Here is a 24,044-nt window from a genome sequence, read left to right on the forward strand (position 1 = left end):
TGGCGCGCGACAGGGGGTTGCCCGATCTCCTGCCGAATAACGGCCGAGTAGCAGTCATTCTCTTGACGGAGGCAACAATGGAATTCGAAATGCTGGAAACCGAAACCAACGGCACCATCATCAAGGTGGTCGGCGTTGGCGGCGCTGGCGGCAATGCCGTCCAGCACATGATCAACCGCGGCGTGCAGGGCGTCGACTTCATCGTGATGAACACGGACGCCCAGGCGCTGTCGCGTTCGCGCGCATCGTCGGTGATCCAGCTCGGCAATACGGGTCTGGGCGCCGGTGCGAAGCCGGAAATGGGTCGTGCGGCAGCGGAAGAAGCGCGTGAGCGCATCGCCGACGCACTGCGCGGCGCGCACATGGTGTTCATCACGGCAGGCATGGGCGGTGGCACGGGCACGGGCGCCGCACCGGTGGTCGCGCAGATCGCGAAGGAGATGGGCATTCTGACGGTTGGTGTCGTCAGCAAGCCGTTCGAGTTCGAAGGCGGCAAGCGCATGCGCGTCGCCGAAGCAGGCTCGCAGCAACTGGAGGATCACGTCGACTCGCTGATCGTCGTGCTGAACGACAAGCTGTTCGACGTGATGGGCGACGACGCCGAGATGGACAAGTGCTTCCAGTGCGCGGACGACGTGTTGAACAACGCGGTGGCAGGTATCGCGGAAATCATCAACGTCGACGGCCTCGTGAACGTCGACTTCGAAGACGTGAAGACGGTGATGGGCGAGCAGGGCAAGGCGATGATGGGCACGGCGACGGTCGCCGGCGTCGATCGCGCACGCCTCGCGGCGGAACAGGCCGTGGCGAGCCCGCTGCTCGAAGGCGTCGATCTGTCGGGCGCGCGCGGCGTGCTGGTCAACATCACGTCGAGCCGTTCGCTGCGCCTGTCGGAAACGCGCGAAGTGATGAACACGATCAAGAGCTACGCGGCGGAAGATGCGACGGTGATCTTCGGTGCGGTGTACGACGACGCGATGGGCGATGCACTGCGCGTGACGGTCGTGGCGACGGGTCTGGGCCGTGCTGCGAAGAAGCAGCAGTCGGCCCCGATGACGCTGCTGCGCACGGGTACGGACAACCAGCCGGTCAGCGCGGTGTCGCACGGCTATGCGCAGCCGCATCACGTCAGCACGGCCGACTACGGCGCGCTCGATACGCCGGCGGTGTGGCGCAATTCGCGCGAAACCGCGGCATCGCACGTGCAGGCGCTGCAGGAGAAGGGTGTCGACACGTACGACATCCCGGCTTTCCTGCGCAAGCAGGCTGACTGACGCAAACACAGGCGAAGCCGCGGCGAAGTTGCCGCGGTAACGCCGGCGTGACGGATGCTACGGACCCAAACAGGCCGCGTCGGATGCGACGCCGGGCCGGGAAACGTGCCCTCTTCGCTTGAGCGGAGCGGGATGGGCCGTGCTGTCCGCAACACGCTGAAAAACCGTATCGCTATGAGGGACCAGCCATGATTCAAGTGGGCGACGCGCTGCCCGACGCGCAACTGTTCGAGTTCATCGACGACGCGCGCGAAGGGTGCACGCTGGGGCCGAACGCCTACAGCGTGCGCGACCAGGTTGCGGGAAAGCGGGTGGTGATCTTCGGATTGCCGGGCGCGTTCACGCCGACCTGCTCGGCGCAGCATGTGCCGGGCTACGTCGAGCACGCCGAGCAATTGCGCGCGGCGGGTATCGACGAGATCTGGTGCGTGTCCGTCAACGACGCATTCGTGATGGGCGCATGGGGACGTGATCTGCACACCGCGGGCAAGGTGCGCATGATGGCGGACGGCAGCGCGGCTTTCACTCATGCGCTGGGGCTGACGCAGGATTTGTCCGCGCGTGGCATGGGAATTCGTTCCCTGCGCTACGCGATGGTGATTGACGGCGGTGTGGTCAAGACGCTGGCCGTCGAGGCGCCGGGCAAATTCGAAGTGAGCGATGCGGCGAGTGTTCTCGCGACGTTGACGTCCTGATCGTGCGGTGCGCCGTTGCCTTCCGGCAACGCTGCTCACCGGCCTCAGGGCAGTTGTAACACGGGCTGATGACCGGAAACGCCTCCGTTCCGGGCATCGGCCCGTCCCGTATCGGCGCGGGTAAACTGTCGAAACAGATTGATACGCAGTTTCAGACAGCGCTGAATAGGGAATTACGCTATAATCCCGCCTATCGAATATAACTCCTGATTGATATCTTCAATCAAGACGAAGAAGACCATGTTGAAGCAGCGCACCATCAAATCCATCGTGAAGACCGTGGGTATCGGTGTCCACTCGGGCCGCAAGATCGAGTTGACGCTCCGTCCCGCCGCGCCCGGCACGGGCATCGTCTTTTCACGCGTCGACCTGCCCACGCCGGTCGACATTCCCGCATCGGCGATGTCGATCGGCGACACGCGGCTCGCGTCGGTGTTGCAGAAGGATGGCGTGCGCGTGTCGACGGTCGAGCACCTGATGTCCGCGTGTGCGGGGCTGGGCATCGACAACCTGTACGTCGATGTGACGGCCGAGGAAATCCCGATCATGGACGGCAGCGCGGCCACGTTCGTGTTCCTGATCCAGTCCGCCGGCATCGAGGAGCAGAACGCGCCGAAGCGCTTCATCAAGGTGACGAAGCCGGTCGAAATCCGCGATGGCGACAAGTTCGCGCGCCTCGATCCGTATTTCGGCTTCAAGCTGAAGTTCTCGATCGACTTCCGCCACCCGGCCGTCGACAAGACGGGCCAGGAGCTCGAGGTCGATTTCGCGACCACGTCGTACGTGCGCGAGATCGCGCGTGCGCGCACGTTCGGCTTCGCGCACGAGGCCGAGATGCTGCGCGAGATCGGCCTGGCGCGCGGCGGCAGCATGGACAACGCGATCGTGCTCGACGAGTACCGCATCCTGAACAACGACGGGCTGCGCTACGACGACGAGTTCGTGAAGCACAAGATGCTCGACGCGATCGGCGACCTGTACGTGATCGGCCACCCGCTGCTGGCGTCGTACACCGCGTACAAGTCGGGCCACGGCCTGAACAACGCGTTGCTGCGCGAACTGCTCGCGCACGAAGACGCGTACGAGATCGTGACGTTCGACGATCCGCAGGCTGCACCGAAGGGGTTCGCGTTCGACGCGCAGACGGCCTTCGCGTGACCGGCGTTCAGCGCAAGCGATAAAAAAGCGACCCTCGGGTCGCTTTTTTGTTGGCTGGCTGCCCCCCGACGATGGCCGGTGCGGTCAACGCGGCTTCGCGCCGTGCCGGGCCGCCATCCGTGCGAGCGCGGCCTGCAGCGGTGACGGTTCGAGGTGGTCGGCGAGGTCGCGCAGCGCGGCGGCGCCGGCCGAGGTCATTCGCGCCTGCTTCACGTGCGGCGGCTCCGGCGCGTCCTTCGGCCGCACGCGCACGCGCAGCGTCGTCACGGGCCAGCCGCGCTTCTGGAGGTCGCCGAGCAGCCGCACTTCGACCTGTCGCAGCCGTGCTGCCAGCGCATTGTGCGCGGCAAAGAGGGTCAGGGTGCCGTCCTTGATGAAGCCCGGTTCGACGTGATTCGCCAGATAGTCGGGCAGGCATGCGCCCAAGTCGCGCTGCAGCGACGCGATCTGCTCGACGCCCGCGCGCAGCGCCGCGAAAGCGTCGGTACGGCCGAGCACTTCGGACACGGGTTGCGGGCGATAGGCGGCGAGCGGGCCGAAACGCTTGGAAAATCGGTTCATCGAGGCTTTCTTCGAGCGCGCACGCGCGCGGACGTTGCAGCCGATTGTACCCGCGCCGGCCTGTGCACGGGCGGCTTTCGGCTCCGCCCGCCCGGCCCCGGCGCGCGATGCCCGTCCGGCCAGGACGCAGGCGCACGCGTCCCCGCGTGCTAAAATTCAACGTTTGAGTCCACTAATTCGCTAAGCCGCCGAGGCTCGGGCGCCGGGGCGCGCAACACGCGCCGGGCGCCGGTGCTGCGACGCAGGATCCGATCCGATGACAACCGGTTTTCTCCAGAAAATTTTTGGCAGCCGCAACCAGCGGCTCGTCAAGCAATACCAAAAGACCGTCGCGACGATCAATGCGCTCGAAACGCAGATCGAGAAGCTGACGGACGACCAGTTGCGCGGCAAGACGGACGAATTCCGCCAGCGGGTCGCGGCCGGCGAGTCGCTCGACAAGCTGCTGCCCGAGGCCTTCGCGGTCTGTCGCGAAGCGAGCCGCCGCGTGCTGAAGATGCGGCACTTCGACGTGCAGATGATCGGCGGCATGGTGCTCCACTACGGCAAGATCGCGGAAATGCGCACCGGCGAAGGCAAGACGCTCGTCGCGACGCTGCCCGTGTACCTGAATGCGCTGGCCGGCCGCGGCGTGCACGTCGTGACCGTCAACGATTACCTCGCGCAGCGCGACGCCGAATGGATGGCGCGCCTCTACAACTTCCTCGGTCTGTCGGTCGGCATCAACCTGTCCGGCATGGAGCACGACCAGAAGCAGCAGGCGTACGCGGCGGACATCACGTACGGCACGAACAACGAATTCGGCTTCGACTACCTGCGCGACAACATGGTCTACGAGACCGACGCGCGCGTGCAGCGGGCCCTGAACTTCGCGGTCGTCGACGAAGTGGACTCGATCCTGATCGATGAAGCGCGTACGCCGCTGATCATTTCGGGCCAGGCCGAGGATCACACCGAGCTGTACGTGCGGATGAACGCACTGCCGCCGCTGCTCGAGCGCCAGATCGGCGAAGAGAAGGCCGACGGCACGGGCGTCGAGAAGCCGGGCGACTACACGCTCGACGAGAAGGCGCGCCAGGTGTTCCTGACGGAATCGGGCCACGAGAAGGCCGAGCGTCTGCTCGCCGAATGGGGCCTGATCGGCGAGGGCGAGAGCCTGTACGCGCCGCAGAACATCACGCTGATGCACCACGTGTACGCGGCGCTGCGCGCCCACACGCTGTTCCACAAGGATCAGCACTACGTCGTGCAGAACGGCGAAGTGGTCATCGTCGACGAATTCACGGGCCGCCTGATGGCTGGCCGCCGCTGGTCTGACGGCCTGCACCAGGCGGTCGAGGCGAAGGAGCACGTGAAGATCCAGAGCGAGAACCAGACGCTCGCGTCGATCACGTTCCAGAACTACTTCCGGATGTACGCGAAGCTGGCCGGCATGACCGGTACCGCGGACACCGAAGCGTACGAATTCAACGAGATCTACGGCCTCGAGACGGTCGTGATCCCGACCAACCGCCCGCCGAAGCGGATCGACAAGCAGGACCAGATCTACAAGACGGCCAAGGAGCGCTACGACGCGGTGATCCGCGACATCCGCGACTGCTACGAGCGTGGCCAGCCGGTGCTGGTCGGCACGACGTCGATCGAGAACTCCGAACTGCTGTCGCACCTGCTGAAGCAGGCCGGGCTGCCACACGAAGTGCTGAACGCGAAGCAGCACGAGCGTGAAGCGGCGATCGTCGCGGAAGCCGGCCGTCCGAAGCGCATCACGATCGCGACCAACATGGCCGGCCGCGGTACCGACATCGTGCTCGGCGGCAACGCGGAGAAGCAGGCGGCGTTCATCGAGGCCGACGATGCGATCCCGGCCGACGAAAAGGCGCGCCGCATCCAGAAGCTGCACGACGAGTGGGAAACGCTGCACGAGGAGGTGAAGGCCGCGGGCGGCCTGCACATCATCGGCACCGAGCGCCACGAATCGCGCCGGATCGACAACCAGCTGCGCGGCCGTGCGGGCCGCCAGGGCGATCCGGGCTCGTCGCGCTTCTACCTGTCGCTCGACGACCCGCTGCTGCGCATCTTCGCGGGCGACCGCGTGCGCTCGATCATGGATCGCCTGAAGATGCCGGAAGGCGAGGCGATCGAGGCGGGCATCGTCACGCGGTCGATCGAATCGGCGCAGCGCAAGGTCGAAGCGCGCAACTTCGACATCCGCAAGCAGCTGCTCGAATACGACGACGTGTCGAACGACCAGCGCAAGGTGATCTACCAGCAGCGCAACGAGCTGCTCGAGGCGCACGACATCACCGAGACGATCACCGCGATGCGTCACGGCGTGATCACCGAAGTCGTCCGCCAGTTCGTGCCGGAAGGCAGCATCGAAGAGCAGTGGGACGTGCCCGAGCTCGAGGAAGCGCTGCGCAACGACTGGCAGCTCGATCTCGCGATCCAGGAAATGGTGAACGAGTCGTCGTCGATCACCGCCGAGGAGATCCTCGACGCCGTGATGACGGCCGCCGACGAGCAGTACGAGGCGAAGGTCGCGATGGTCGGCCGCGAATCGTTCAGCGCATTCGAGCGCTCGGTGATGCTGCAGACGGTCGATCGCCTGTGGCGCGAGCACCTCGCAGCGCTCGACCACCTGCGCCAGGGCATCCACCTGCGCGGCTATGCGCAGAAGAACCCGAAGCAGGAGTACAAGCGCGAGGCGTTCGAGCTGTTCGCCGCGATGCTCGACGCGATCAAGCAGGAAGTCACGCGCGTCGTGATGAACGTGCAGATCCAGTCGCCGGAGCAGCTGGAAGAGGCGGCCGAGCAGATCGAGGAGCGCGGCGGTCATCTCGAGAACGTCGAATACCAGCACGCCGACTACGCGGACGCCGGCGCGCCGGTCGCGAACGTCACCGCAGCCGCGGCGGCCACGGCGACGGCCGACATGGTCGGCAGCGCGATGACGCACAGCGGCCCCGGCGGCGAAATGCCGAAGGTCGGCCGCAACGATCCGTGCCCGTGCGGCAGCGGCAAGAAGTACAAGCAATGTCACGGGAAGCTGTCATGATCGGCGGCGGCGCGCGTCATGCGTGCCGCGTCGTTCGAAGCTTCGAGTCAGTGATGTGAGTTGTGGCGGCCCGCGCGTGCGGCCGCCGGTTCTTCCAATCGATGCCGGCGCGTGCCGGCATTTTCCATCCGGCAGGTGTGCCCCATGGCTGTCAATTTTCCGTCGATCGATCCCGCCCAACTGCATCCCGTCGCCGGCGTCACGCTCGGCTGGGCGGAAGCGAACATCCGCAAGCCGAATCGCAAGGACGTGCTGGTCATCTCCGTCGACGAAGGCGCGACGGTCGCGGGCGTGTTCACCGAAAACCGTTTCTGCGCGGCGCCGGTCACCGTTTGCCGCGAGCACCTGGCGAAGGTGCGTGCGGGCGGCGCGGGCATCCGTGCGCTGGTCGTGAATACGGGCAACGCGAACGCGGGCACCGGCGAGCCGGGCCTCGTGAACGCCCGTGAAACGTGCACGGAACTCGCGCGTCTCGCGGGCATCGAGCCGGCGCAGGTGCTGCCGTTCTCGACCGGCGTGATCCTCGAGCCGCTGCCGATCGATCGTCTGAAGGCCGGCTTGCCGGCCGCGCTCGCGAACCGCAACGCCGCGAACTGGTTCGATGCCGCGCAGGCGATCATGACGACCGACACGCTGCCGAAGGCGACGTCGCGCCAGGTGACGATCGACGGCCACACGGTCACGCTGACGGGCATCAGCAAGGGCGCGGGCATGATCAAGCCGAACATGGCGACGATGCTCGGCTTCCTCGCGTTCGATGCGAACGTCGCGCAGCCGGTGCTCGACACGCTCGTCAAGGAAGTCGCCGACCGCTCGTTCAACTGCATCACGATCGACGGCGACACGTCGACGAACGACTCGTTCATCCTGATCGCATCGGGCAAGAGCACGCTGCCGGCGATCACGTCGACCGATTCGCCGGCCTATGCGGCGCTGCGCGACGCGGTGACGGAAGTCGCGCAGGTGCTGTCGCAACTGATCGTGCGCGACGGCGAAGGCGCGACGAAATTCATGACGGTGCAGGTCGAAGGCGGCAAGAGCGTCGCCGAATGCCGCCAGATCGCGTACGCGATCGGCCATTCGCCGCTTGTAAAGACGGCCTTCTACGCATCCGACCCCAACCTGGGCCGGATTCTCGCGGCGATCGGCTATGCGGGCGTCGCGGATCTCGACGTCGGCAAGATCGACCTCTATCTGGACGATGTGCTCGTCGCGAAGGCGGGCGGCCGCAACCCGGCCTACCAGGAAGAGGACGGCCAGCGCGTGATGAAGCAGAGCGAGATCACGATCCGCGTGCTGCTCGGCCGTGGCGACGCGCAGGCCACCGTCTGGACGTGTGACCTGTCGCACGATTACGTGAGCATCAACGCGGATTACCGCTCCTGATCGGGAGCGCTCGAACGACATGGACAAGCTTGAACAGTTTCTGACGCGCGCGGAAGCGCTGCTCGGCCGTCTCGAAGGGATGCTGCCGCCCGCACCGGCGGCCATCGACTGGAACGCGGCGTATGCGTTCCGCTGGCGCAAGCGCCAGGGGCGCGGTTACCTGCAGCCGGTACCGGCCGTGTCGTCGATCACGCTCGGCGACCTGCACAACATCGATCGCCAGAAAGCGCTGATCGACCAGAACACGCGGCAGTTCGTGCAGCTCAAGCCGGCCAACAACGTGCTGCTGACGGGCGCACGCGGCACCGGCAAGTCGTCGCTGATCAAGGCGTGCCTGAATGCGTACGCGAACGACGGGCTGCGCCTGATCGAAGTCGACAAGGACGATCTGCACGATCTCGGCGACATCGTCGACCTGATCTCGCAGCGTCCGGAGCGGTTCATCGTGTTTTGCGACGACCTGTCGTTCGAGGACGGCGAATCGGGCTACAAGGCGCTGAAGGTCGCGCTCGACGGGTCGATCGCCGCGCAGTCGGACAACGTGCTGATCTACGCGACGTCGAACCGCCGCCATCTGCTGCCCGAGTACATGAGCGACAACGAGTCGTACAAGCATCTGCCGGACGGCGAGATTCACCCTGGCGAAGTCGTCGAGGAGAAGATCTCGCTGTCGGAGCGCTTCGGGCTGTGGGTCAGTTTCTATCCGTTCAAGCAGGACGACTACCTCGACATCGTCGCGCACTGGCTGCGTCACTTCGGCTGCCCGGAGACGGAGATCGAGACGGCACGCGGCGACGCGCTCGTATGGGCGCTCGAGCGTGGTTCGCGCTCGGGCCGCGTCGCGTGGCAGTTCGCGCGTGACTGGTCGGGTCGCAAGGAGCAGGCATGAGCGCGGATCTGGCACAGGGCGCCGTGCGGGCGCCGGACGGCCGCAAGGTGACGGAAGTCGCGGTCGGCGTGATGGTGCAGCCGGACGGGCGCTATCTGCTCGCGCAACGCCTGCAGGGCAAGCCGTACGAAGGTTACTGGGAGTTTCCGGGCGGCAAGCTGGAGGCCGGCGAAAGCGTCGAGGACGCGCTGGCGCGCGAGCTGCACGAGGAACTCGGCATCGAAGTCACGGCCAGCCACCGGTGGCACACGCTCGAGCACGATTATCCGCACGCGTACGTGCGGCTCTATTTCTGCAAGGTGACGGGCTGGACGGGCGAGCCGCACAGCAAGGAAGGGCAGGCGTTCGTATGGCAGCAACTGCCGGTCGAGGTCGCGCCGCTGTTGCCGGCGGCGCTGCCGGTGCTCGAACTGCTCGAGAAGGAAGCGGCGTCGCAATGACGCCGTGGCGGCCCGTCTGAAACGCGGGCCATATCAGTGGGCGGCGGCACCGCGCGCCGCTCAGCTGTCGCGGCGGTTGTCCGTGCTGTCCTCTTCCGACGACGGACCCTCGTCGGAGGCGCCGCCGATCCGATACTTTTCCGCGGCCCATGCGCCAAGGTCGAGCTGCTTGCAGCGGGCCGAACAGAAGGGACGGAACTTGTTTTCAGGCGTCCAGCGCACTTCTGCGCCGCACGACGGACATTTCACAACGGTAGTCATACGAAAGCGTTGAACCGGCACGCGGCCGTTACAGATTACACAGGGTCAGATGGAACGGTACGTCGATGTCCACCGCACGCGGCCGCACGTCGCCGTCCTGCATGGTGAACCGTACCCACAACATGTATTTGTTGGCGCTCGCTTCGGGAATCACGCGCAGCTCCGGTGGCACCCGCACCTGCATCAACTGGTAGCTGCGCCCGGACAGCATCTGCTGGTAGCTGCCCTGCATCGCCATGACCTTCGACGCCTGACCCGATTCGCGCGCGAGCCGCAGTACGATCGCCGCGGCGTCGCGCAACGGCAGCATCGGCAGAATCCACTTCGCGATGTCCTGGCGCCGCTGCTCGGCCGGCCATTGCTGCCACGCGTAGTATGACGGCAGGTCGAACTTGCACGTGCCGCCCGGAATCACCGCGCGGCTGCGGATGCTGGCGAGCCACTCGTTGTCGACGAGATGCTGGCCGGTCTTGCCCTGCATCTGCGCGAGATTCGCGAGCGTCTGCTCGATTTCGCCGAGCACGGCCTCGAGCGCGTTCTGCTCGATGCCCGGATTGCCGCGAAAGGGGGCGAGCGTCTGGCGTTGACGTTCGAGCTCCTTCATCAGATCCGATTTCAGGTCCGCGCGGCCCGTTACCTCGGCGATTTCGAACAGCGTCGTCAGCGCGACGTGGTGCTCACGCGGGTCCTCCTGAGCCAAAAAGAACGCGAAGCGCTCGAACAGATCTTCGAGACGCAACAGCGTGCGAATTCGCTCGTTGAACGGATACTCGTAAAGAATCAAGCGCGCTCGCCTCTTGGGTAGGGATTGAAACAATGAAGGACATTCTAATGCCCCCTCTCTACCCTAGCAACGCGCCAATTTCGTACACCATCACGATTGCGTGCGAGGCTCAGTGCGCGGCGGCCGCGAATCCGACATAGCGTTGGTGCAGTGCATCGACCTGGGCGGCGAGCGCGTCGGGCGTGACCGCGTCGTTGACGATCACGTCGTCGGCTGCAGCGAGGCGCGCTTCGCGCGTCGCCTGGCGCGCGATGATCGCTTCGACCTGTTCGCGCGTGAAACCGTTGCGTCGCATCACGCGCGCGATCTGCGTTTCGACCGGGCAGTCGACGACGAGCACACGATTGCTGCGCGCCTTCCACGTGCCTGATTCCACGAGCAACGGCACGACGAACATCACGTACGGGCCCCGTGCTTCGCGCGCCTCGCGATCGGTCTCCGCGCGGATCAGCGGATGCGTGATCGCTTCGAGGCGCCGGCGCGCGTCGTCGTCGCTGAAGATCAGCGTGCGCATCTTCGCGCGATCGAGCGAGCCGTCGGCGGCCACGAAGCCGTGGCCGAAGGCCTGCTCGATCGCCGGCATCGCGAGGCCGCCCGGTGCGGTGATGCGGTGGGCAATCAGGTCGGTATCGACGAGCGATGCGCCACGGGCGCCGAACAGGTCGGCAACGGTCGTCTTGCCGCTGCCGATGCCGCCCGTGAGTCCTACTGAAAACATGTCAGCCTCCGAGCGCCGCATAGAAAGGGGTGCCGAAAAACAGCGTGGCGACGCCGCCGGCCGCGAGGAACGGGCCGAACGGGATCGGCTCCTCGAAGCGCATGCGGCCGCGCCAGGTCGCGACGAGCCCGACGACCGCGCCGGTCACCGCCGCGAACAGCACGACTTGCGGCAGTGCGGCCCAGCCCATCCATGCGCCGAGCGCGGCAAGCAGCTTCAGGTCGCCGAAACCGATGCCCTCGATGCCGCGCAGCCATTTGAACAGCCAGTAGATCGACCACAGGAACAGGTAGCCGGCCATCGCGCCGATCACGGCCGAGCGCAGCGACGTGAAAGTGCCGCCGAGGTTCAGCACGAGCCCGGCCCACAGCAACGGCAGCGTCATCGAGTCGGGCAGGTAGCCGGTCCGGATATCGATCGCACTCATCGCGAGCAGCGCCGCGCACAGCGCGAACGCGGCGAACGCGGCGACGGTCGGGCCGAACGCCGCGAGCGAGCTGGCCGCGAGCAGTGCGCACGCGAGTTCGACGAGCGGATAGCGGATGCCGATTGCATGGCCGCAGCGCCGGCAGCGGCCGCGCAGCATCAGGTAGCTAAGGAGCGGAATGTTTTCCCAGGCGCGCAACACGTGGCCGCAGTGCGGGCAGGCGCTGCGCGGGCGCCACAGATCGTAGCGCGGCGGATAACCGTCGTCGGGCGGGGCGCCCGCGGCGCCGGTCGCTTCGGCGATCTCGGCCTGCCACGCGCGCTGCATCATCACGGGCAACCGGTGCACGACCACGTTCAGGAAACTGCCGATGCAAAGGCCGATGACGACCGCGAACGCATACTGCAGCGCGGGCGGCAGCATCGCCAGCGCGAGCAGCGTGCTCTCGGGCGAATCGGAAACGGCGGACAGGGGCGCTGGCGTCATGAGGCTCGAGGTTGGACTAAAAGGCGACAGAATCGGTTGCGATGCTACACCACGTTGCCGAGCTGAAGGATCGGCAGGTACATCGCGATCACGAGGCCGCCGACGAGTGCGCCCAGGACGATCACGATCAACGGTTCGCCCAGTGCCGCGAGCGTATCGAGACGCGCGTCGAGCTGGCGTTCGCACAATGCGGCGATGTCGGCGAGCATCGTGTCGAGCGCACCAGTTTCCTCGGCGACGGCGATCGGTTGCACGACGTCGTCCGGAAAGCAGCCGGCCGAATGCATCGCATCGGCCAGACGCACGCCGCGCAGCACGCGTGCGGCGATGTGCGCGGTGGCGTGCGCGAACACCGGATGGCCGGCGGTGCGCTCGAGCGTGGCGAACGCATCGGCGAGCGGCACGCCGGCGCCGAGCAGGGTCGCCAGCGAGCGGCACCAGCGTGCGGCCGCGAACCGTTCCAGCGCGCTGCCCGCGAGCGGCGCGCGCAGCAGGCGCCGCGCTAGCGCATGGCGTAGCGCGGCCGAGCGCCGAAGTGCGTGCTGCGCGGCGAGCCCCGTCGTGGCCGCACCGGCCAGGAGCATGCCGCCCCATGCCGACAGCGCGGAGGACAGCGCGAGCAGTGCGCGGGTCGGCGCGGGCAGGGCGGCGCCGAAGCCGTCGAAGATCTGCCGGAAGGTCGGCACGACCCACACCATCAACGCTGACGAGATCGCGAGCGCGAACAGGATGACGGCGGCCGGATACGCGAGTGCGGCACGCAGCTTGCGCCATTGCGCATCGGCGCGCTCGCGGTGTTCCGCAACCCGCGTCAGCACGATGCCGAGCGAACCGGACGCCTCGCCGACCTCGATCAACTGGCGATACAGCGTGCCGAATTGCGATGGATAGCGTGCGAGCGCATCGGCGAAGCGCTGACCGCCGACGATCTCACGGGCAAGCCCCGCGGCGATGCGCGGCACGCCGTCGCGCGTACGGGTGCGCGCGAGCATCTCGAGCGACGGCGCGAGCGGCAGGCCGGCCTGCAGCAGGCTCGCGAGCTGGCGCGTGAAGCGTGTGATGTCGCGCGCGGCCGCCGCAGGCGGACGGGCCGGCCCGCGAACGTCGAGCGACAGTACCGCGATGCCGTCGCGCGCGAGCGTGGCGCGCGCGGCCGCGGCGTCGAAGGCGATGACGGTCCCGCGGCGGGGCGAGCCGTCGCGATGGCGGCCGCGCCATGCAAAGCGGGTTTCGCGCGGTGGCCTGCGCATGCTCACACCGCGGGGGCGGCGGCGACGGCTTCCGCGATGCTCGTCGTGCCGTCCAGGACGCGCGCGAATGCCGCGTCGCGCAGCGTGCGCACGCCCTCGGCCGCCACGCATTGCGCGAGCTCGCCGACGCTCGCCCGCGCGACGATGCGCTCGGCCAGCCCGGGCGATACCGGCATCGTCTGATGCAGGCCGATGCGGCCGCGATAGCCGATGCCGTGACAGGCGGAACAGCCGCGCGCGACGAACGGCCGCCAGCCGGCTGCCAGCGCCGCCGGGTCGCAGCCGGCTTCCCGCAGCGCGTGCGCCGATGCGTCCGAATGCACGCGGCACGCGACGCACAGGCGCCGGACGAGACGCTGCGCGGTGACGAGGTGCAGTGCGGCCGCGAGGTTGTACGGCGCGACGCCGATGTCGAGCAGCCGAGCGACGGCGGCCGGTGCGTCGTTCGTGTGCAGCGTCGACAGCACGAGATGGCCCGTCTGCGCGGCCTTGATCGCGACATCGGCCGTCTCCGCATCGCGAATCTCGCCGACCATGATGACGTCCGGGTCCTGCCGCAACAGCGCGCGCAGCGCCGTCGCGAACGTGAGCCCCGCTTTGTCGGCGACTCCCACCTGGTTGATTCCGTCGAGCTGGATTTCGGCGGGATCTTCCACCGTGCAGACGTTGTGCGCGTCGCGATCGAGCATCTGCAGCGCGCAGTAGAGCGACAGCGTCTTGCCGCTGCCGGTCGGTCCCGTGACGAGCACGAGGCCATGCGGCGCGCGGATCGCGGCCTCCATCGCGGCGGCCTGCCGCGCGTCGAAGCCGAGGTTGGCAAGCGTGAGATCGGGCGGCAGCGTTTCGAGCCGCCGCAGCACGAGCTTTTCGCCGAACAGCGTGGGCAGCGAACTGACGCGGTAGTCGCCGCGCGTGCCGTCGTCGATCGCGATGCGCAGCCGGCCGTCCTGCGGAAGCCGCCGCTCGGCGATGTCCATGCGCGAGAGCACCTTGATCCGCGTGACGAGCGCATCGCGCAGGTGCAGCGGCGGGCGCGCATGTTCATGCAGCACGCCGTCGATGCGCAGACGGATGCGCCAGCCGGCCTCGAACGGCTCGACGTGGATGTCCGACGCGTCGCGCACACGCGCCGCATGCAGCGTGTCCGTCAGCAGGCGTACGGCGGGGGCATCGTCGAGCTGCGCCGCATCGAGTGCATGGGGCGCGGCGGCTGGCGCGTCGGAATGCGCGGGCGGCGACTGCGTGTGCAGCGGCGCCCCGGGGGAAGGGAAATGCATGTGAGCCGGCACGCGGGCCGCCTGTTGACCGTGATGCGCAGATGATCGCGCGTCGCGGGCGGCGCCGGCAGTCGGCCGTTCGGTTAGCGCGTGGCGGTGCGTCCGGTACGCGTGCCGCGCGGCTTGAAGAGCTTGACGGTGCGTACTGCCTGATCGTCGCTGCGCATCACTTCGAGCATCACGTCGCCGATTTTCAGGCACACGTCGTCTTCCGGAATTTCCTCGAGGATCTCGAGAACCAGTCCGTTCAGCGTCTTCGGCCCGTCGGTCGGCAATTTCAGGTGCAGCCAGCGGTTCAGTTCGCGCAGCGGCATGCTGGCCGAGACGATGCATTCGCCGTTCTCGTCCCAGCCGCCCGCGCGTTCGCTGCGCGGCATCGACGTCGTGAATTCGCCGATCAGCTCCTCGATGATGTCTTCGGGCGTGACGAGCCCTTCGAGTTCGCCGTACTCGTTGACGACGAGCGCGGTGCGCTGCCGGGTTTCCTGGAAGAACTGGAGTTGCTGGACCACCGGCGTGCCGGACGGCACGTAATACGGTTCGGCGAGCAGCGCGCGCAGCGTCTCGCGGTCGAAATCCTGGTTGTGCAGCCCGGTGAGCGTCTTGCGCACGTGCAGCACGCCGAGCACCTTGTCGATGTCGCCTTCGTAGACGACCAGGCGGTTGTGATAGCAGGTTTCGAGCTGATGCAGGATGTCGTCGAGCGGCGCGTAGAAGTTGAGCGACTCGATCTGGCGGCGCGGCACCATCACGTCGTCGACCGTGATGTTCTCGAGGTCGAACAGATTCAGCAGGATGCTGCGGTGCTTGGTCGGCATGAAACTGCTCGATTCGAGCACGATGGCCCGCAGCTCGTCGGCCGACATCCGCTGGTCGCGGCCCTTCTTCGTGTTGATGCGCAGCACCCACAGCACGCCGTTCGCGAGCGCATTGACGAACCAGACGACCGGCTTGAACACGCGCATCAGCGGGGCGATCACGAGGCTCGCCGGCAGCGCGATGCGTTCGGGGAACGTCGCGCCGACGATCTTCGGCGCGATTTCCGCGAACACGATGATCAGGAACGCGACGACGCCGGTCGCGATCGACAGTGCGAGGTTGTTGCGGCCGAACGTATGGAGCGCGAGCGACGTCGTGAGGACCGGGATGATCGTGTTGAACAGGTTGTTGCCGATCAGGATCACGCTCAGCAGCAAGTCAGTGCGCGTGAGCAGCCCCTGCGTGGTTTTCGCGCCGAGTGCGCCCTGACCGGCGAGGTGCTTCAGCCGATGGCGATTGAGCGCCATCATCGCGGTCTCGGAAATGGAAAAGAAGCTGGAACAGAGGAGAAGCAGGAAGACGGCGCCGATTTGCGCCCATAAGGGAATTTGGTCCACGCGTTGGAAAGGGCAGTGAAGGACAGGGATGGGGGAAATATAGCAGAGGCCGGCGACCGCGATGTGTCGCGCGCGATACAAGGGGCTCGCGGCGGCCGGACGAAAAAAAACCGTGCACATGGTGCACGGTTTTTTTAAATCTGGTCGGGGTGAGAGGATTCGAACCTCCGGCCTCTACGTCCCGAACGTAGCGCTCTACCAGGCTAAGCTACACCCCGATTTTTGCTCTTCGGACTTCGCCGTCTTCGTGAAGATTTCTGCGTCGTCTCAAGCAAGAACGTAACTATAACGATGTTTTTTCTAAAAGGGAATACTTTGACGAAGAAAATTTTCGAGACAGAGCATCGCTTCCCGTTCGCGGCGTGTTCATGACTGCCGCGACGTCGAGTACGAGCACAACCCGAGCAGGCTTTCCTTGTAGATCGAATCGGGGAACGCGGCAATCGCCGCTGCCGCCGCCTGCGCTTCCTGACGTGCGCATTCGAGCGTGTGGTCGAGCGCGCCCGAGCGCGTGATCGCTTCGAAAATCGTGTCGAAGCGATCGGTGCCGCCCTGTTCGATCGCCTCGCGTGCGAGCGCCGACTGTTCGGGCGTGCCGCGTTCGATCAGATAGATGAGCGGCAGTGTCGGCTTGCCTTCGCGCAGGTCGTCGCCGGCATTCTTGCCCATCGCCTCGGCGGTGCCGGCATAGTCGAGCCAGTCGTCCATGATCTGGAATGCGGTGCCGATCCGGCGGCCGTATTCGGCGGCGGCGGCCTCGGTCGGCGCATCGGCGCCCGCGAGCACCGCGCCCAGGCGCGCCGACGCCTCGAACAGCTTTGCCGTCTTGTAGCGGATCACCTGCATGTAGCGCGTTTCGTCGACGTCCGCGTCGTGCATGTTGAGGAGCTGCAGCACCTCGCCTTCGGAAATGATCGTCGTCGCTTCGGACAGGATCTCCATCACGCGCATCTTGCCGACGCCGACCATCATCTCGAACGAGCGCGAGTAGAGGTAATCGCCTACCAGCACGCTTGCCGCGTTGCCGAACAGCGCATTGGCGGTCTGGCGGCCGCGGCGCAGTTCGGATTCGTCGACGACGTCGTCATGCAGCAGCGTGGCCGTGTGGATGAACTCGACGACGGCGGCCAGCACGTGCCGCTGGTGCGACGTTTCGCCGAGCGCGCCGGCGACGAGCAGCAGCAACGCCGGACGCAGCCGCTTGCCGCCCGCGCCGATGATGTACTCGGCGATCTGGTTGATCAGCAGCACGTCGGACGCGAGGCTTTGCCGGATAACGCGATTCACCTGCTCCATGTCGCTGGTGATCGGGGCGAGCAGGTGGGCGGCGCTGAGGGTGGGGGAGGCGGTGGACGACGACATGATGATGGAATTGGGTGATGCGGCGGATTATAAGTCGAATCCGCGATATGCCGGTCTGTCAGACGTGCCGGCGGCGCGATTTTGGCCGTCCGGCAGAGGCCCGCGCGCGGTAATCGTCGATCGGTTTTGACTTCGGTGCTAACCCCATGTATAATCACGTGTTTTCCGCGCGTGGTGTGCGGAAAAATTGGATCCAGAGTGAGGTTCTCAATGTACGCGGTCATAAAAACCGGCGGCAAGCAGTACAAGGTTGCCGTTGGCGAAAAACTCAAAGTAGAACAGATACCGGCTGACATTGACGCTGAAATCACGCTCGACCAGGTTCTCGCAGTGGGCGAAGGCGAATCGATTAAGTTCGGTACGCCGCTGGTCAGTGGGGCTTCCGTCAAGGCCACCGTTGTGTCGCACGGTCGTCATGCCAAGGTCACCATCTTCAAGATGCGTCGCCGGAAGCACTACCAAAAGCACGGCGGCCACCGCCAGAACTACACTGAGCTGCGCATCGACGCGATCAACGCGTAAGCGCCTCGGTAAAGGAGCAATCAGATGGCACACAAAAAGGCAGGCGGCTCTTCCCGGAACGGCCGCGACTCCGAGTCGAAACGTCTCGGCGTGAAAGTGTACGGCGGCCAGGCAATCAATGCCGGCGGCATCATCGTGCGTCAGCGCGGTACGCGCATGCACGCAGGCGAGAACGTCGGCATGGGCAAGGATCACACCCTGTTCGCGCTGGTCGACGGTCACGTCAAGTTCGCGACGAAGGGCGCGGACAAGAAACATCTGGTCATCGTCGTCCCGGCGGCTGCCTAAGTCAGGCACCCACGGGCTTCGTAGCCGAAAGGCCCCGCAGTCTTCGCGGGGCCTTTTTTTATTGGGTCGCCGCCCGCAAGTGCGGGCCGGCGACCCTCGCGCAACCGGCGTACGATCGGCCGAACGGCAGATTGTTCAAGCGTGCCGGCGCGCGGCACAATAGCGGAAATACTGGGCGGAGTGACGAATGAAGTTCATTGACGAAGCACGAATCGAAGTCATCGCCGGCGACGGAGGCGATGGCAGCGCGTCGATGCGCCGCGAGAAATTCGTCCCGTTCGGCGGGCCGGACGGTGGCGACGGCGGCCGGGGCGGTAGCGTTTACGCGATCGCCGACCGCAACATCAACACGCTGATCGACTACCGTTACGCGAAGAAGCACCTCGCGCGCAACGGCGAGAACGGCCGCGGCTCGGATTGCTACGGCAAGGGCGGCGACGATGTCACGCTGCGCATGCCGGTCGGCACGATCATCAGCGACATGGATACGGGCGAGCTGATCGCCGACCTGACCGAGCACGACCAGCAGGTAATGCTCGCTCAGGGCGGCGCCGGCGGTCTCGGCAACCTGCATTTCAAGTCGAGCACGAACCGCGCGCCGCGCCAGAAGACGGACGGCAAGCCGGGCGAGCGGCGCATGCTGAAACTCGAGCTGAAGGTGCTCGCCGACGTCGGCCTGCTCGGCATGCCGAACGCGGGCAAGTCGACCTTCATCTCGTCGGTGTCGAACGCGAAGCCGAAGATCGCCGACTACCCGTTCACGACGCTCGCGCCGAATCTCGGCGTGGTGCGTGTCGGCCCGAGCAAGAGCTTCGTGATCGCCGATATCCCGGGGCTGATCGAAGGGGCGGCCGAAGGCGCGGGCCTCGGGCATCAATTCCTGCGTCACCTGCAGCGCACCGGCGTGCTGCTGCATCTGGTCGATCTCGCGCCGTTCGACGAAAGCGTCGATCCGGTCGCGGAAGCGACGGCGATCGTCGGCGAACTGCGCAAGTACGACGAGGCGCTCTACGAGAAGCCGCGCTGGCTCGTGCTCAACAAGCTGGACATGGTGCCGGAAGACGAGCGCGAGGCGCGCGTCGCGGATTTCCTTGACCGCTTCGGCTGGGACGGCCCCGTGTTCGAGATCTCGGCACTGACGGGCCAGGGCTGCGAAGCGCTGTGCTACGCGATCTACGACTACCTCTCCGAACATTCGGACGCGCATCGCGCGGCGGAGGCGGAGGATCTCGCAGCCGACGTGCGTTTCCGCGATGCGCCGCCGGCGAAGGGCGGTGCGACGCCGGGCGACGACGCCTGAACGTTCGCTAACGCGCCGGGCGTGCCGCCCGGCGTTGGCGTTCAATCGCGCCCGGCCGGGCATGCATCAGATACAGGAGACAGTGCAGGATGCGTTCGATCATCGCGGATTCGAAGCGATTGGTGGTGAAAGTGGGCTCGAGCCTCGTGACCAACGACGGCAAGGGGCTCGATCATGCTGCAATCGGCCGCTGGGCAGCCCAGATCGCTGCGCTGCGTGCGCAGGGCAAGGAAGTCGTGCTCGTCAGTTCGGGCGCGATTGCCGAAGGCATGCAGCGGCTCGGCTGGAGCAAGCGGCCGCGGGAAATCGACGAGCTGCAAGCCGCCGCCGCGGTCGGGCAGATGGGGCTCGCGCAAGTCTACGAGAGCCGCTTCACCGAGCACGGCATCCGCACCGCGCAGATTCTGCTCACGCACGCCGATCTGGCGGATCGCGAGCGCTACCTGAACGCGCGTTCGACGCTGCTCACGCTGCTGCGGCTCGGCGTCGTGCCGATCATCAACGAGAACGACACGGTCGTCACCGACGAAATCAAGTTCGGCGACAACGACACGCTCGGCGCACTCGTCGCGAATCTGATCGAAGGCGATGCGCTGATCATCCTCACCGACCAGTCGGGGCTGTTCACGGCCGATCCGCGCAAGGACCCGAACGCGACGCTCGTCGGCGAGGCCAATGCGGGCGCACCGGAGCTCGAGGCGATGGCGGGCGGGGCCGGTTCGAGTCTCGGCCGCGGCGGGATGCTGACGAAGATCCTCGCGGCGAAGCGGGCGGCCCACAGCGGCGCGAATACCGTGATCGCGAGTGGCCGCGAGGCCGACGTGCTCGTCCGGCTGGCGGCCGGCGAGGCGATCGGCACGCAACTGATCGCACGTACCGCGCGGATGGCGGCACGCAAGCAATGGATGGCCGACCATCTGCAGGTGCGCGGCCACGTCGTGATCGATGCGGGCGCGGTCGAGAAGCTGACGGCCGGCGGCAAGAGCCTGCTGCCGATCGGCGTGATCGACGTGCAGGGCGCGTTCGCGCGCGGCGAAGTGATCGCGTGCGTCGGCCCGGACGGGCGCGAGGTGGCGCGCGGGCTCACGAACTACAGCAGCGCGGAAACGAAGCTGATTCACCGCAAGCCGAGCGGCGAGATCGAGACCGTGCTTGGCTACATGCTGGAGCCCGAACTGATTCATCGCGACAACCTCGTGCTGGTGTAATCGCCGGCCGGGTTTCGTCGTTCAAATGAAAAAGCCCGCGCGATGCGGGCTTTTTTGTGCGGCGGACGATGCGGGCGGCCCGCGTCGCGTGCCGTCAGCGCAACTGCGTCATCGCGGTGCGGTGGAACCGGATGTTTTCGAGAATCTGCCGGGTCGAGCCCTGCGGCATCTTGTTCGAGCAGAAGTAGTCCTGGTAGAGCGCGGAGTGGTAGGCGTTGAGCTCGCCGTTCTCGATGCGCCGCCAGTCGTTTTCCACCGTGCGATCCCAGCCGTTGTGGTCGGAGTTCAGGCCGGCGTACTGGCGCCATTCGTAGGTGTCGCAGCGGATGCCTTCGTAGTTCACGTTGCGTGCACCGGCCGGGCTCGTGATGACGACTGCGTAACGCACGACGCCGTCGGTGCCGACCTCGAGCGACTTCGCATCGACGAAGAACTTGAGCGGCGTGTTCTGCGACACGTTGAACGGCAGCAGATCGCCCGTTTGCGGCAGCGGCGGCAGCGTGTCGACGGCGTTTTCCTTCCAGGTTCCCTGACGATCGAGCAGGTACACGAACTCGCTGTCGTCCTTGTTGGACGGCGCTTTCGAGTTCGCGCAGCCGGCCAGGGCGGCCATCGCGGCGATCGATGCGAGCGCGAGAGCAATCGCTTTCAATATGCATTCCTCGTAAAAAAAGGGCGCGACACCAAGGTCGCGCCCGGTCATGCAGTCCGACTCGTCATTTGCCGACGATCACGTGGGGCGGCATCTCGTCGAGCGTGCTCGCTTCCACTTCGATCTCCGAACAGACTACCGATGTGTCGACAATCGTCAGCGTCTGGGCCTGTGCGCCAATGACGCGCGGATAGCGCGACACACGCGGCCCGCGCGGCTTCTCGGCTCGCTGCGCCGGGCGGCGCAGGAAGCGCGACAGTTCCGTCAGCGCCAACTGATAGACATCCCGCTTGAACTCGATCACCGCATCGAGCGGCACCCAGTACTCGTTCCAGCGCCACGCATCGAACTCCGGGTGGTCGGTCGCGCGCAAGCAAATGTCGCAATCGCGTCCGACCATCCGCAGCAGGAACCAGATCTGCTTCTGGCCGCGGTAATGACCGCGTACTTCGCGTTTGATGAACTTGTCAGGCACCTCGTAACGCAACCAGTCGCGAGTGCGGCCGATTATCTTGACGTGTTCCGGATGCAGGCCCGTTTCCTCGTGCAGTTCCCGGTACATCGCCTGCATGGGGGTCTCGCCATACTTGATCCCACCTTGAGGAAACTGCCAGGAATGCTCGCGGAGCCGCTTGCCCCAAAACACCTCGTTGCGCGCGTTCAAGAGGATGATGCCGACGTTCGGGCGAAAGCCTTCACGATCCAGCATACAACCACCTTCGAATCCTTTAAAATTGCTTTGATTATAAACAGATAACGGGCGCTGCGCACCGTGACGGAGCGAATCCGCGCGGGGTACGCCGGCTGAATTGTCCCTGATTAGTCTGCTACGTCGTCTGCGCCATCGTCGTCCCTCGTTGTTCGCCGCGCGCAGCTTTTTCACCTTGAAACTTTTTCGGGCGCCCCGCCTGGGGGCGCCGTTTTTGGAACCGTCCGCATGAAAGCTTCCCGTTTCTTTATCGGCACCCTGAAAGAGGCACCCGCCGACGCAGAGATCGTCAGCCACAAGCTGATGGTCCGCGCCGGCATGATCCGTCGCGTCGCCGGCGGCATCTACAACTACCTGCCGGTCGGCCTGCGTTCGATTCGCAAGGTCGAGGCGATCGTGCGCGAGGAAATGAACCGGGCGGGCGCCATCGAGCTGCTGATGCCGGCCGTGCAGCCGGCCGAGCTGTGGCAGGAGTCGGGCCGCTGGGAACAGTACGGCCCCGAGCTGCTGCGCTTCAAGGACCGCAAGGACAACGATTTCGTGATCGGGCCGACGCACGAGGAAGTCGTCACCGACATCGCGCGCAACCAGATCAAGAGCTACCGGCAGATGCCGGTGAATTTCTACCAGATCCAGACGAAGTTCCGCGACGAGATCCGTCCGCGCTTCGGCGTGATGCGCGGCCGCGAATTCATCATGAAGGACGCGTATTCGTTCGACAAGGATGCGGCCGGCCTGAACGAGTCGTACCGCAAGATGTACGACGCGTACGTGCGCATCTTCACGCGCCTCGGCCTCGAGTTTCGCGCGGTGGCGGCCGACAGCGGCTCGATCGGCGGCAACTTCTCGCACGAATTCCACGTGATCGCCGACACCGGCGAGGACGCGATCGCCTACTGCCCGACGTCCGAATTCGCGGCGAACGTCGAGGCGGCCGAAGCGCTGCCGCTGATTGCCGAGCGCGCGGTGCCCGCCGAAGCGATGGAAAAGGTCGCGACGCCCGGCAAGGCGAAGTGCGAGGCCGTGGCCGAACTGCTGTCGATCCCGCTCGAGCGCACGATCAAGTCGATCGTGCTCGCGACCGACAACGAAGGCGCCGAGCCGACCATCTGGCTCGTGATGCTGCGCGGCGACCACGACCTGAACGAGATCAAGGTGGCGAAGCTGCCGGGCCTGAAGAACCACCGCTTCGCGACCGAGCAGGAAATCGTCGAGTGGTTCGGCACGCCGCCGGGCTACCTCGGCCCGGTCGGCACGAAGAAGCCCGTGAAGGTGATCGCGGACCGCACGGTCGCGAACATGAGCGACTTCGTCGTCGGCGCGAACGAGGTCGACTATCACATCGCCGGCGTGAACTGGGGCCGCGACCTGCCGGAGCCGGAAGTCGCCGACGTGCGCAACGTGAAGAAGGGCGACCCGTCGCCGGACGGCAAGGGCGTGATCGACATCTGCCGCGGCATCGAAGTCGGCCATGTGTTCCAGCTCGGCACCAAGTACTCGGAAGCGATGGGCGCGACCTTCCTCGACGAGTCGGGCAAGCCGCAGCCGATGCTGATGGGCTGCTACGGCGTCGGCATCACGCGCATTCTCGGCGCGGCGATCGAACAGAACTTCGACGACAAGGGGATCATCTGGCCCGAGTCGATTGCACCGTTCGAGGTCGTGCTGTGCCCGATGGGCTATGACCGCAGCGACATGGTGCGCGAGACGGCCGACAAGCTGTACGCGGAACTCGTCGCGGCCGGTATCGACGTGATCCTCGACGATCGCGGCGAGCGCCCGGGCGTGATGTTCGCCGACTGGGAACTGATCGGCGTGCCGCATCGTCTGGTGATCGGCGAGCGCGGCCTGAAGGAAGGCAAGATCGAGTACCAGGGCCGCCGCGATGCCGAAGCGACGCTGCTGCCGGCCGACACGGCCGCGGCGGCGGTCGCGGAGAAGATCCGCGCCGCGCTCGCGCACTAAG

23 protein-coding genes and 1 tRNA gene are annotated in these 24,044 nt (G+C 66.1%); 12 read left to right on the forward strand and 12 right to left on the reverse strand.

Annotation, left to right across the window (positions count from 1 at the left end; translation table 11 throughout):
* Nucleotides 1-77 precede the first annotated feature (77 nt).
* From ftsZ to lpxC, 3 genes are all read left to right on the forward strand, one after another.
* Complete coding sequence (gene ftsZ, locus JMF86_RS02420) at nt 78-1,274, forward strand: cell division protein FtsZ (protein WP_006477012.1); 1,197 nt, start codon at nt 78-80, stop codon at nt 1,272-1,274.
* Nucleotides 1,275-1,462: 188 nt separating this feature from the next.
* Nucleotides 1,463-1,969, forward strand: coding sequence for a peroxiredoxin (locus JMF86_RS02425; protein WP_011544504.1), 507 nt, complete (start codon nt 1,463-1,465; stop codon nt 1,967-1,969).
* A 240-nt stretch (nt 1,970-2,209) separates the two neighbouring features.
* Nucleotides 2,210-3,127, forward strand: a complete 918-nt coding sequence (lpxC, locus tag JMF86_RS02430) for a UDP-3-O-acyl-N-acetylglucosamine deacetylase (protein WP_011544505.1) — start codon at nt 2,210-2,212, stop codon at nt 3,125-3,127.
* A gap of 84 nt (nt 3,128-3,211) precedes the next feature.
* On the opposite strand, the gene JMF86_RS02435 is transcribed toward lpxC, so the two are convergent.
* On the reverse strand, nt 3,212-3,688 hold the full coding sequence (locus tag JMF86_RS02435) for a DUF721 domain-containing protein (protein ID WP_006487136.1): 477 nt from the start codon (nt 3,686-3,688) through the stop codon (nt 3,212-3,214).
* A 256-nt stretch (nt 3,689-3,944) separates the two neighbouring features.
* Between JMF86_RS02435 and secA the strand changes: the two genes are divergently transcribed.
* The 4 genes from secA (at nt 3,945) to JMF86_RS02455 (ending at nt 9,458) form a co-directional block, all read left to right on the forward strand.
* Entirely contained in the window at nt 3,945-6,743 is a 2,799-nt protein-coding gene (gene secA / locus JMF86_RS02440; protein ID WP_027809365.1) for a preprotein translocase subunit SecA, read from the forward strand.
* A gap of 144 nt (nt 6,744-6,887) precedes the next feature.
* A complete protein-coding gene (argJ, locus tag JMF86_RS02445; RefSeq protein ID WP_023477235.1) occupies nt 6,888-8,129 on the forward strand; it encodes a bifunctional glutamate N-acetyltransferase/amino-acid acetyltransferase ArgJ in 1,242 nt (413 codons plus the stop codon).
* 19 nt (nt 8,130-8,148) lie between these two features.
* Nucleotides 8,149-9,018, forward strand: coding sequence for an ATP-binding protein (locus tag JMF86_RS02450; protein ID WP_125380856.1), 870 nt, complete (start codon nt 8,149-8,151; stop codon nt 9,016-9,018).
* Nucleotides 9,015-9,458, forward strand: coding sequence for an NUDIX domain-containing protein (locus JMF86_RS02455; RefSeq protein WP_006487137.1), 444 nt, complete (start codon nt 9,015-9,017; stop codon nt 9,456-9,458). Before JMF86_RS02450 ends, JMF86_RS02455 begins: the two co-directional genes overlap by 4 nt.
* 60 nt (nt 9,459-9,518) lie before the next feature.
* Here JMF86_RS02455 and JMF86_RS02460 read toward each other — a convergent pair whose 3' ends face one another.
* From JMF86_RS02460 to JMF86_RS02500, 9 genes are all read right to left on the reverse strand, one after another.
* Nucleotides 9,519-9,719, reverse strand: coding sequence for a DNA gyrase inhibitor YacG (locus JMF86_RS02460; protein WP_125380855.1), 201 nt, complete (start codon nt 9,717-9,719; stop codon nt 9,519-9,521).
* Nucleotides 9,720-9,747: 28 nt separating this feature from the next.
* A complete protein-coding gene (gene zapD, locus JMF86_RS02465; protein WP_012327858.1) occupies nt 9,748-10,503 on the reverse strand; it encodes a cell division protein ZapD in 756 nt (251 codons plus the stop codon).
* Nucleotides 10,504-10,612: 109 nt separating this feature from the next.
* Nucleotides 10,613-11,221, reverse strand: coding sequence for a dephospho-CoA kinase (gene coaE, locus JMF86_RS02470; protein WP_011544511.1), 609 nt, complete (start codon nt 11,219-11,221; stop codon nt 10,613-10,615).
* A gap of 1 nt (nt 11,222) precedes the next feature.
* Nucleotides 11,223-12,134, reverse strand: a complete 912-nt coding sequence (locus tag JMF86_RS02475; protein WP_077179091.1) for an A24 family peptidase — start codon at nt 12,132-12,134, stop codon at nt 11,223-11,225.
* A gap of 44 nt (nt 12,135-12,178) precedes the next feature.
* Nucleotides 12,179-13,384, reverse strand: coding sequence for a type II secretion system F family protein (locus JMF86_RS02480; protein ID WP_125380854.1), 1,206 nt, complete (start codon nt 13,382-13,384; stop codon nt 12,179-12,181).
* Nucleotides 13,385-13,386: 2 nt separating this feature from the next.
* Nucleotides 13,387-14,661 carry a GspE/PulE family protein gene (locus JMF86_RS02485; protein WP_200094976.1) on the reverse strand — a complete coding sequence of 425 codons (1,275 nt, stop codon included), beginning with the start codon at nt 14,659-14,661 and terminating at the stop codon, nt 13,387-13,389.
* A gap of 83 nt (nt 14,662-14,744) precedes the next feature.
* Complete coding sequence (locus tag JMF86_RS02490) at nt 14,745-16,037, reverse strand: HlyC/CorC family transporter (RefSeq protein ID WP_027812945.1); 1,293 nt, start codon at nt 16,035-16,037, stop codon at nt 14,745-14,747.
* A 141-nt stretch (nt 16,038-16,178) separates the two neighbouring features.
* A tRNA-Pro gene (locus JMF86_RS02495) sits at nt 16,179-16,255 on the reverse strand.
* Between the two features lie 148 nt (nt 16,256-16,403).
* Nucleotides 16,404-17,399, reverse strand: a complete 996-nt coding sequence (locus JMF86_RS02500) for a polyprenyl synthetase family protein (RefSeq protein WP_011544516.1) — start codon at nt 17,397-17,399, stop codon at nt 16,404-16,406.
* A gap of 210 nt (nt 17,400-17,609) precedes the next feature.
* Between JMF86_RS02500 and rplU the strand changes: the two genes are divergently transcribed.
* From rplU to proB, 4 genes are all read left to right on the forward strand, one after another.
* Entirely contained in the window at nt 17,610-17,921 is a 312-nt protein-coding gene (gene rplU, locus JMF86_RS02505) for a 50S ribosomal protein L21 (RefSeq protein ID WP_006025184.1), read from the forward strand.
* Nucleotides 17,922-17,945: 24 nt separating this feature from the next.
* Complete coding sequence (gene rpmA / locus JMF86_RS02510) at nt 17,946-18,209, forward strand: 50S ribosomal protein L27 (protein WP_006476999.1); 264 nt, start codon at nt 17,946-17,948, stop codon at nt 18,207-18,209.
* A gap of 187 nt (nt 18,210-18,396) precedes the next feature.
* A complete protein-coding gene (gene obgE, locus JMF86_RS02515) occupies nt 18,397-19,509 on the forward strand; it encodes an Obg family GTPase CgtA (RefSeq protein WP_006476998.1) in 1,113 nt (370 codons plus the stop codon).
* Nucleotides 19,510-19,598: 89 nt separating this feature from the next.
* Entirely contained in the window at nt 19,599-20,717 is a 1,119-nt protein-coding gene (gene proB / locus JMF86_RS02520) for a glutamate 5-kinase (RefSeq protein ID WP_006476997.1), read from the forward strand.
* Nucleotides 20,718-20,811: 94 nt separating this feature from the next.
* Here proB and JMF86_RS02525 read toward each other — a convergent pair whose 3' ends face one another.
* Both JMF86_RS02525 and JMF86_RS02530 read right to left on the reverse strand, forming a co-directional pair.
* The gene (locus JMF86_RS02525) at nt 20,812-21,420 is read right to left on the reverse strand and encodes a CNP1-like family protein (RefSeq protein WP_011544517.1); all 609 of its coding nucleotides are present in this window, start codon (nt 21,418-21,420) and stop codon (nt 20,812-20,814) included.
* A gap of 13 nt (nt 21,421-21,433) precedes the next feature.
* Nucleotides 21,434-22,078 (reverse strand): RNA pyrophosphohydrolase, encoded by a 645-nt coding sequence (locus JMF86_RS02530; RefSeq protein ID WP_006476994.1) that lies wholly within the window; start codon nt 22,076-22,078, stop codon nt 21,434-21,436.
* Nucleotides 22,079-22,306: 228 nt separating this feature from the next.
* Here JMF86_RS02530 and JMF86_RS02535 point away from each other — a divergent pair, with 228 nt between their 5' ends.
* Nucleotides 22,307-24,043: a proline--tRNA ligase gene (locus JMF86_RS02535; protein WP_200094978.1), complete on the forward strand. Its 1,737-nt coding sequence runs from the start codon at nt 22,307-22,309 to the stop codon at nt 24,041-24,043.
* The last annotated feature ends 1 nt before the right edge of the window (nt 24,044 follow it).

The sequence above is a fragment of the Burkholderia sp. E168m15 genome, from assembly GCF_016586105.1.
GTDB classification, from domain to species: Bacteria; Pseudomonadota; Gammaproteobacteria; order Burkholderiales; family Burkholderiaceae; genus Burkholderia; species Burkholderia orbicola.

Bases quoted from the DNA above. Each gene is read 5' to 3' on its own strand.
- ftsZ (WP_006477012.1), top strand. From the start codon at position 78: ATGGAATTCGAAATGCTGGAAACCGAAACCAACGGCACCATCATCAAG.
- JMF86_RS02425 (WP_011544504.1), top strand. From the start codon at position 1,463: ATGATTCAAGTGGGCGACGCGCTGCCCGACGCGCAACTGTTCGAGTTC.
- lpxC (WP_011544505.1), top strand. From the start codon at position 2,210: ATGTTGAAGCAGCGCACCATCAAATCCATCGTGAAGACCGTGGGTATC.
- JMF86_RS02435 (WP_006487136.1), bottom strand. From the start codon at position 3,688: ATGAACCGATTTTCCAAGCGTTTCGGCCCGCTCGCCGCCTATCGCCCG.
- secA (WP_027809365.1), top strand. From the start codon at position 3,945: ATGACAACCGGTTTTCTCCAGAAAATTTTTGGCAGCCGCAACCAGCGG.
- argJ (WP_023477235.1), top strand. From the start codon at position 6,888: ATGGCTGTCAATTTTCCGTCGATCGATCCCGCCCAACTGCATCCCGTC.
- JMF86_RS02450 (WP_125380856.1), top strand. From the start codon at position 8,149: ATGGACAAGCTTGAACAGTTTCTGACGCGCGCGGAAGCGCTGCTCGGC.
- JMF86_RS02455 (WP_006487137.1), top strand. From the start codon at position 9,015: ATGAGCGCGGATCTGGCACAGGGCGCCGTGCGGGCGCCGGACGGCCGC.
- JMF86_RS02460 (WP_125380855.1), bottom strand. From the start codon at position 9,719: ATGACTACCGTTGTGAAATGTCCGTCGTGCGGCGCAGAAGTGCGCTGG.
- coaE (WP_011544511.1), bottom strand. From the start codon at position 11,221: ATGTTTTCAGTAGGACTCACGGGCGGCATCGGCAGCGGCAAGACGACC.
- JMF86_RS02475 (WP_077179091.1), bottom strand. From the start codon at position 12,134: ATGACGCCAGCGCCCCTGTCCGCCGTTTCCGATTCGCCCGAGAGCACG.
- JMF86_RS02480 (WP_125380854.1), bottom strand. From the start codon at position 13,384: ATGCGCAGGCCACCGCGCGAAACCCGCTTTGCATGGCGCGGCCGCCAT.
- JMF86_RS02485 (WP_200094976.1), bottom strand. From the start codon at position 14,661: ATGCATTTCCCTTCCCCCGGGGCGCCGCTGCACACGCAGTCGCCGCCC.
- JMF86_RS02500 (WP_011544516.1), bottom strand. From the start codon at position 17,399: ATGTCGTCGTCCACCGCCTCCCCCACCCTCAGCGCCGCCCACCTGCTC.
- rplU (WP_006025184.1), top strand. From the start codon at position 17,610: ATGTACGCGGTCATAAAAACCGGCGGCAAGCAGTACAAGGTTGCCGTT.
- rpmA (WP_006476999.1), top strand. From the start codon at position 17,946: ATGGCACACAAAAAGGCAGGCGGCTCTTCCCGGAACGGCCGCGACTCC.
- obgE (WP_006476998.1), top strand. From the start codon at position 18,397: ATGAAGTTCATTGACGAAGCACGAATCGAAGTCATCGCCGGCGACGGA.
- proB (WP_006476997.1), top strand. From the start codon at position 19,599: ATGCGTTCGATCATCGCGGATTCGAAGCGATTGGTGGTGAAAGTGGGC.
- JMF86_RS02525 (WP_011544517.1), bottom strand. From the start codon at position 21,420: ATGACCGGGCGCGACCTTGGTGTCGCGCCCTTTTTTTACGAGGAATGC.
- JMF86_RS02530 (WP_006476994.1), bottom strand. From the start codon at position 22,078: ATGCTGGATCGTGAAGGCTTTCGCCCGAACGTCGGCATCATCCTCTTG.
- JMF86_RS02535 (WP_200094978.1), top strand. From the start codon at position 22,307: ATGAAAGCTTCCCGTTTCTTTATCGGCACCCTGAAAGAGGCACCCGCC.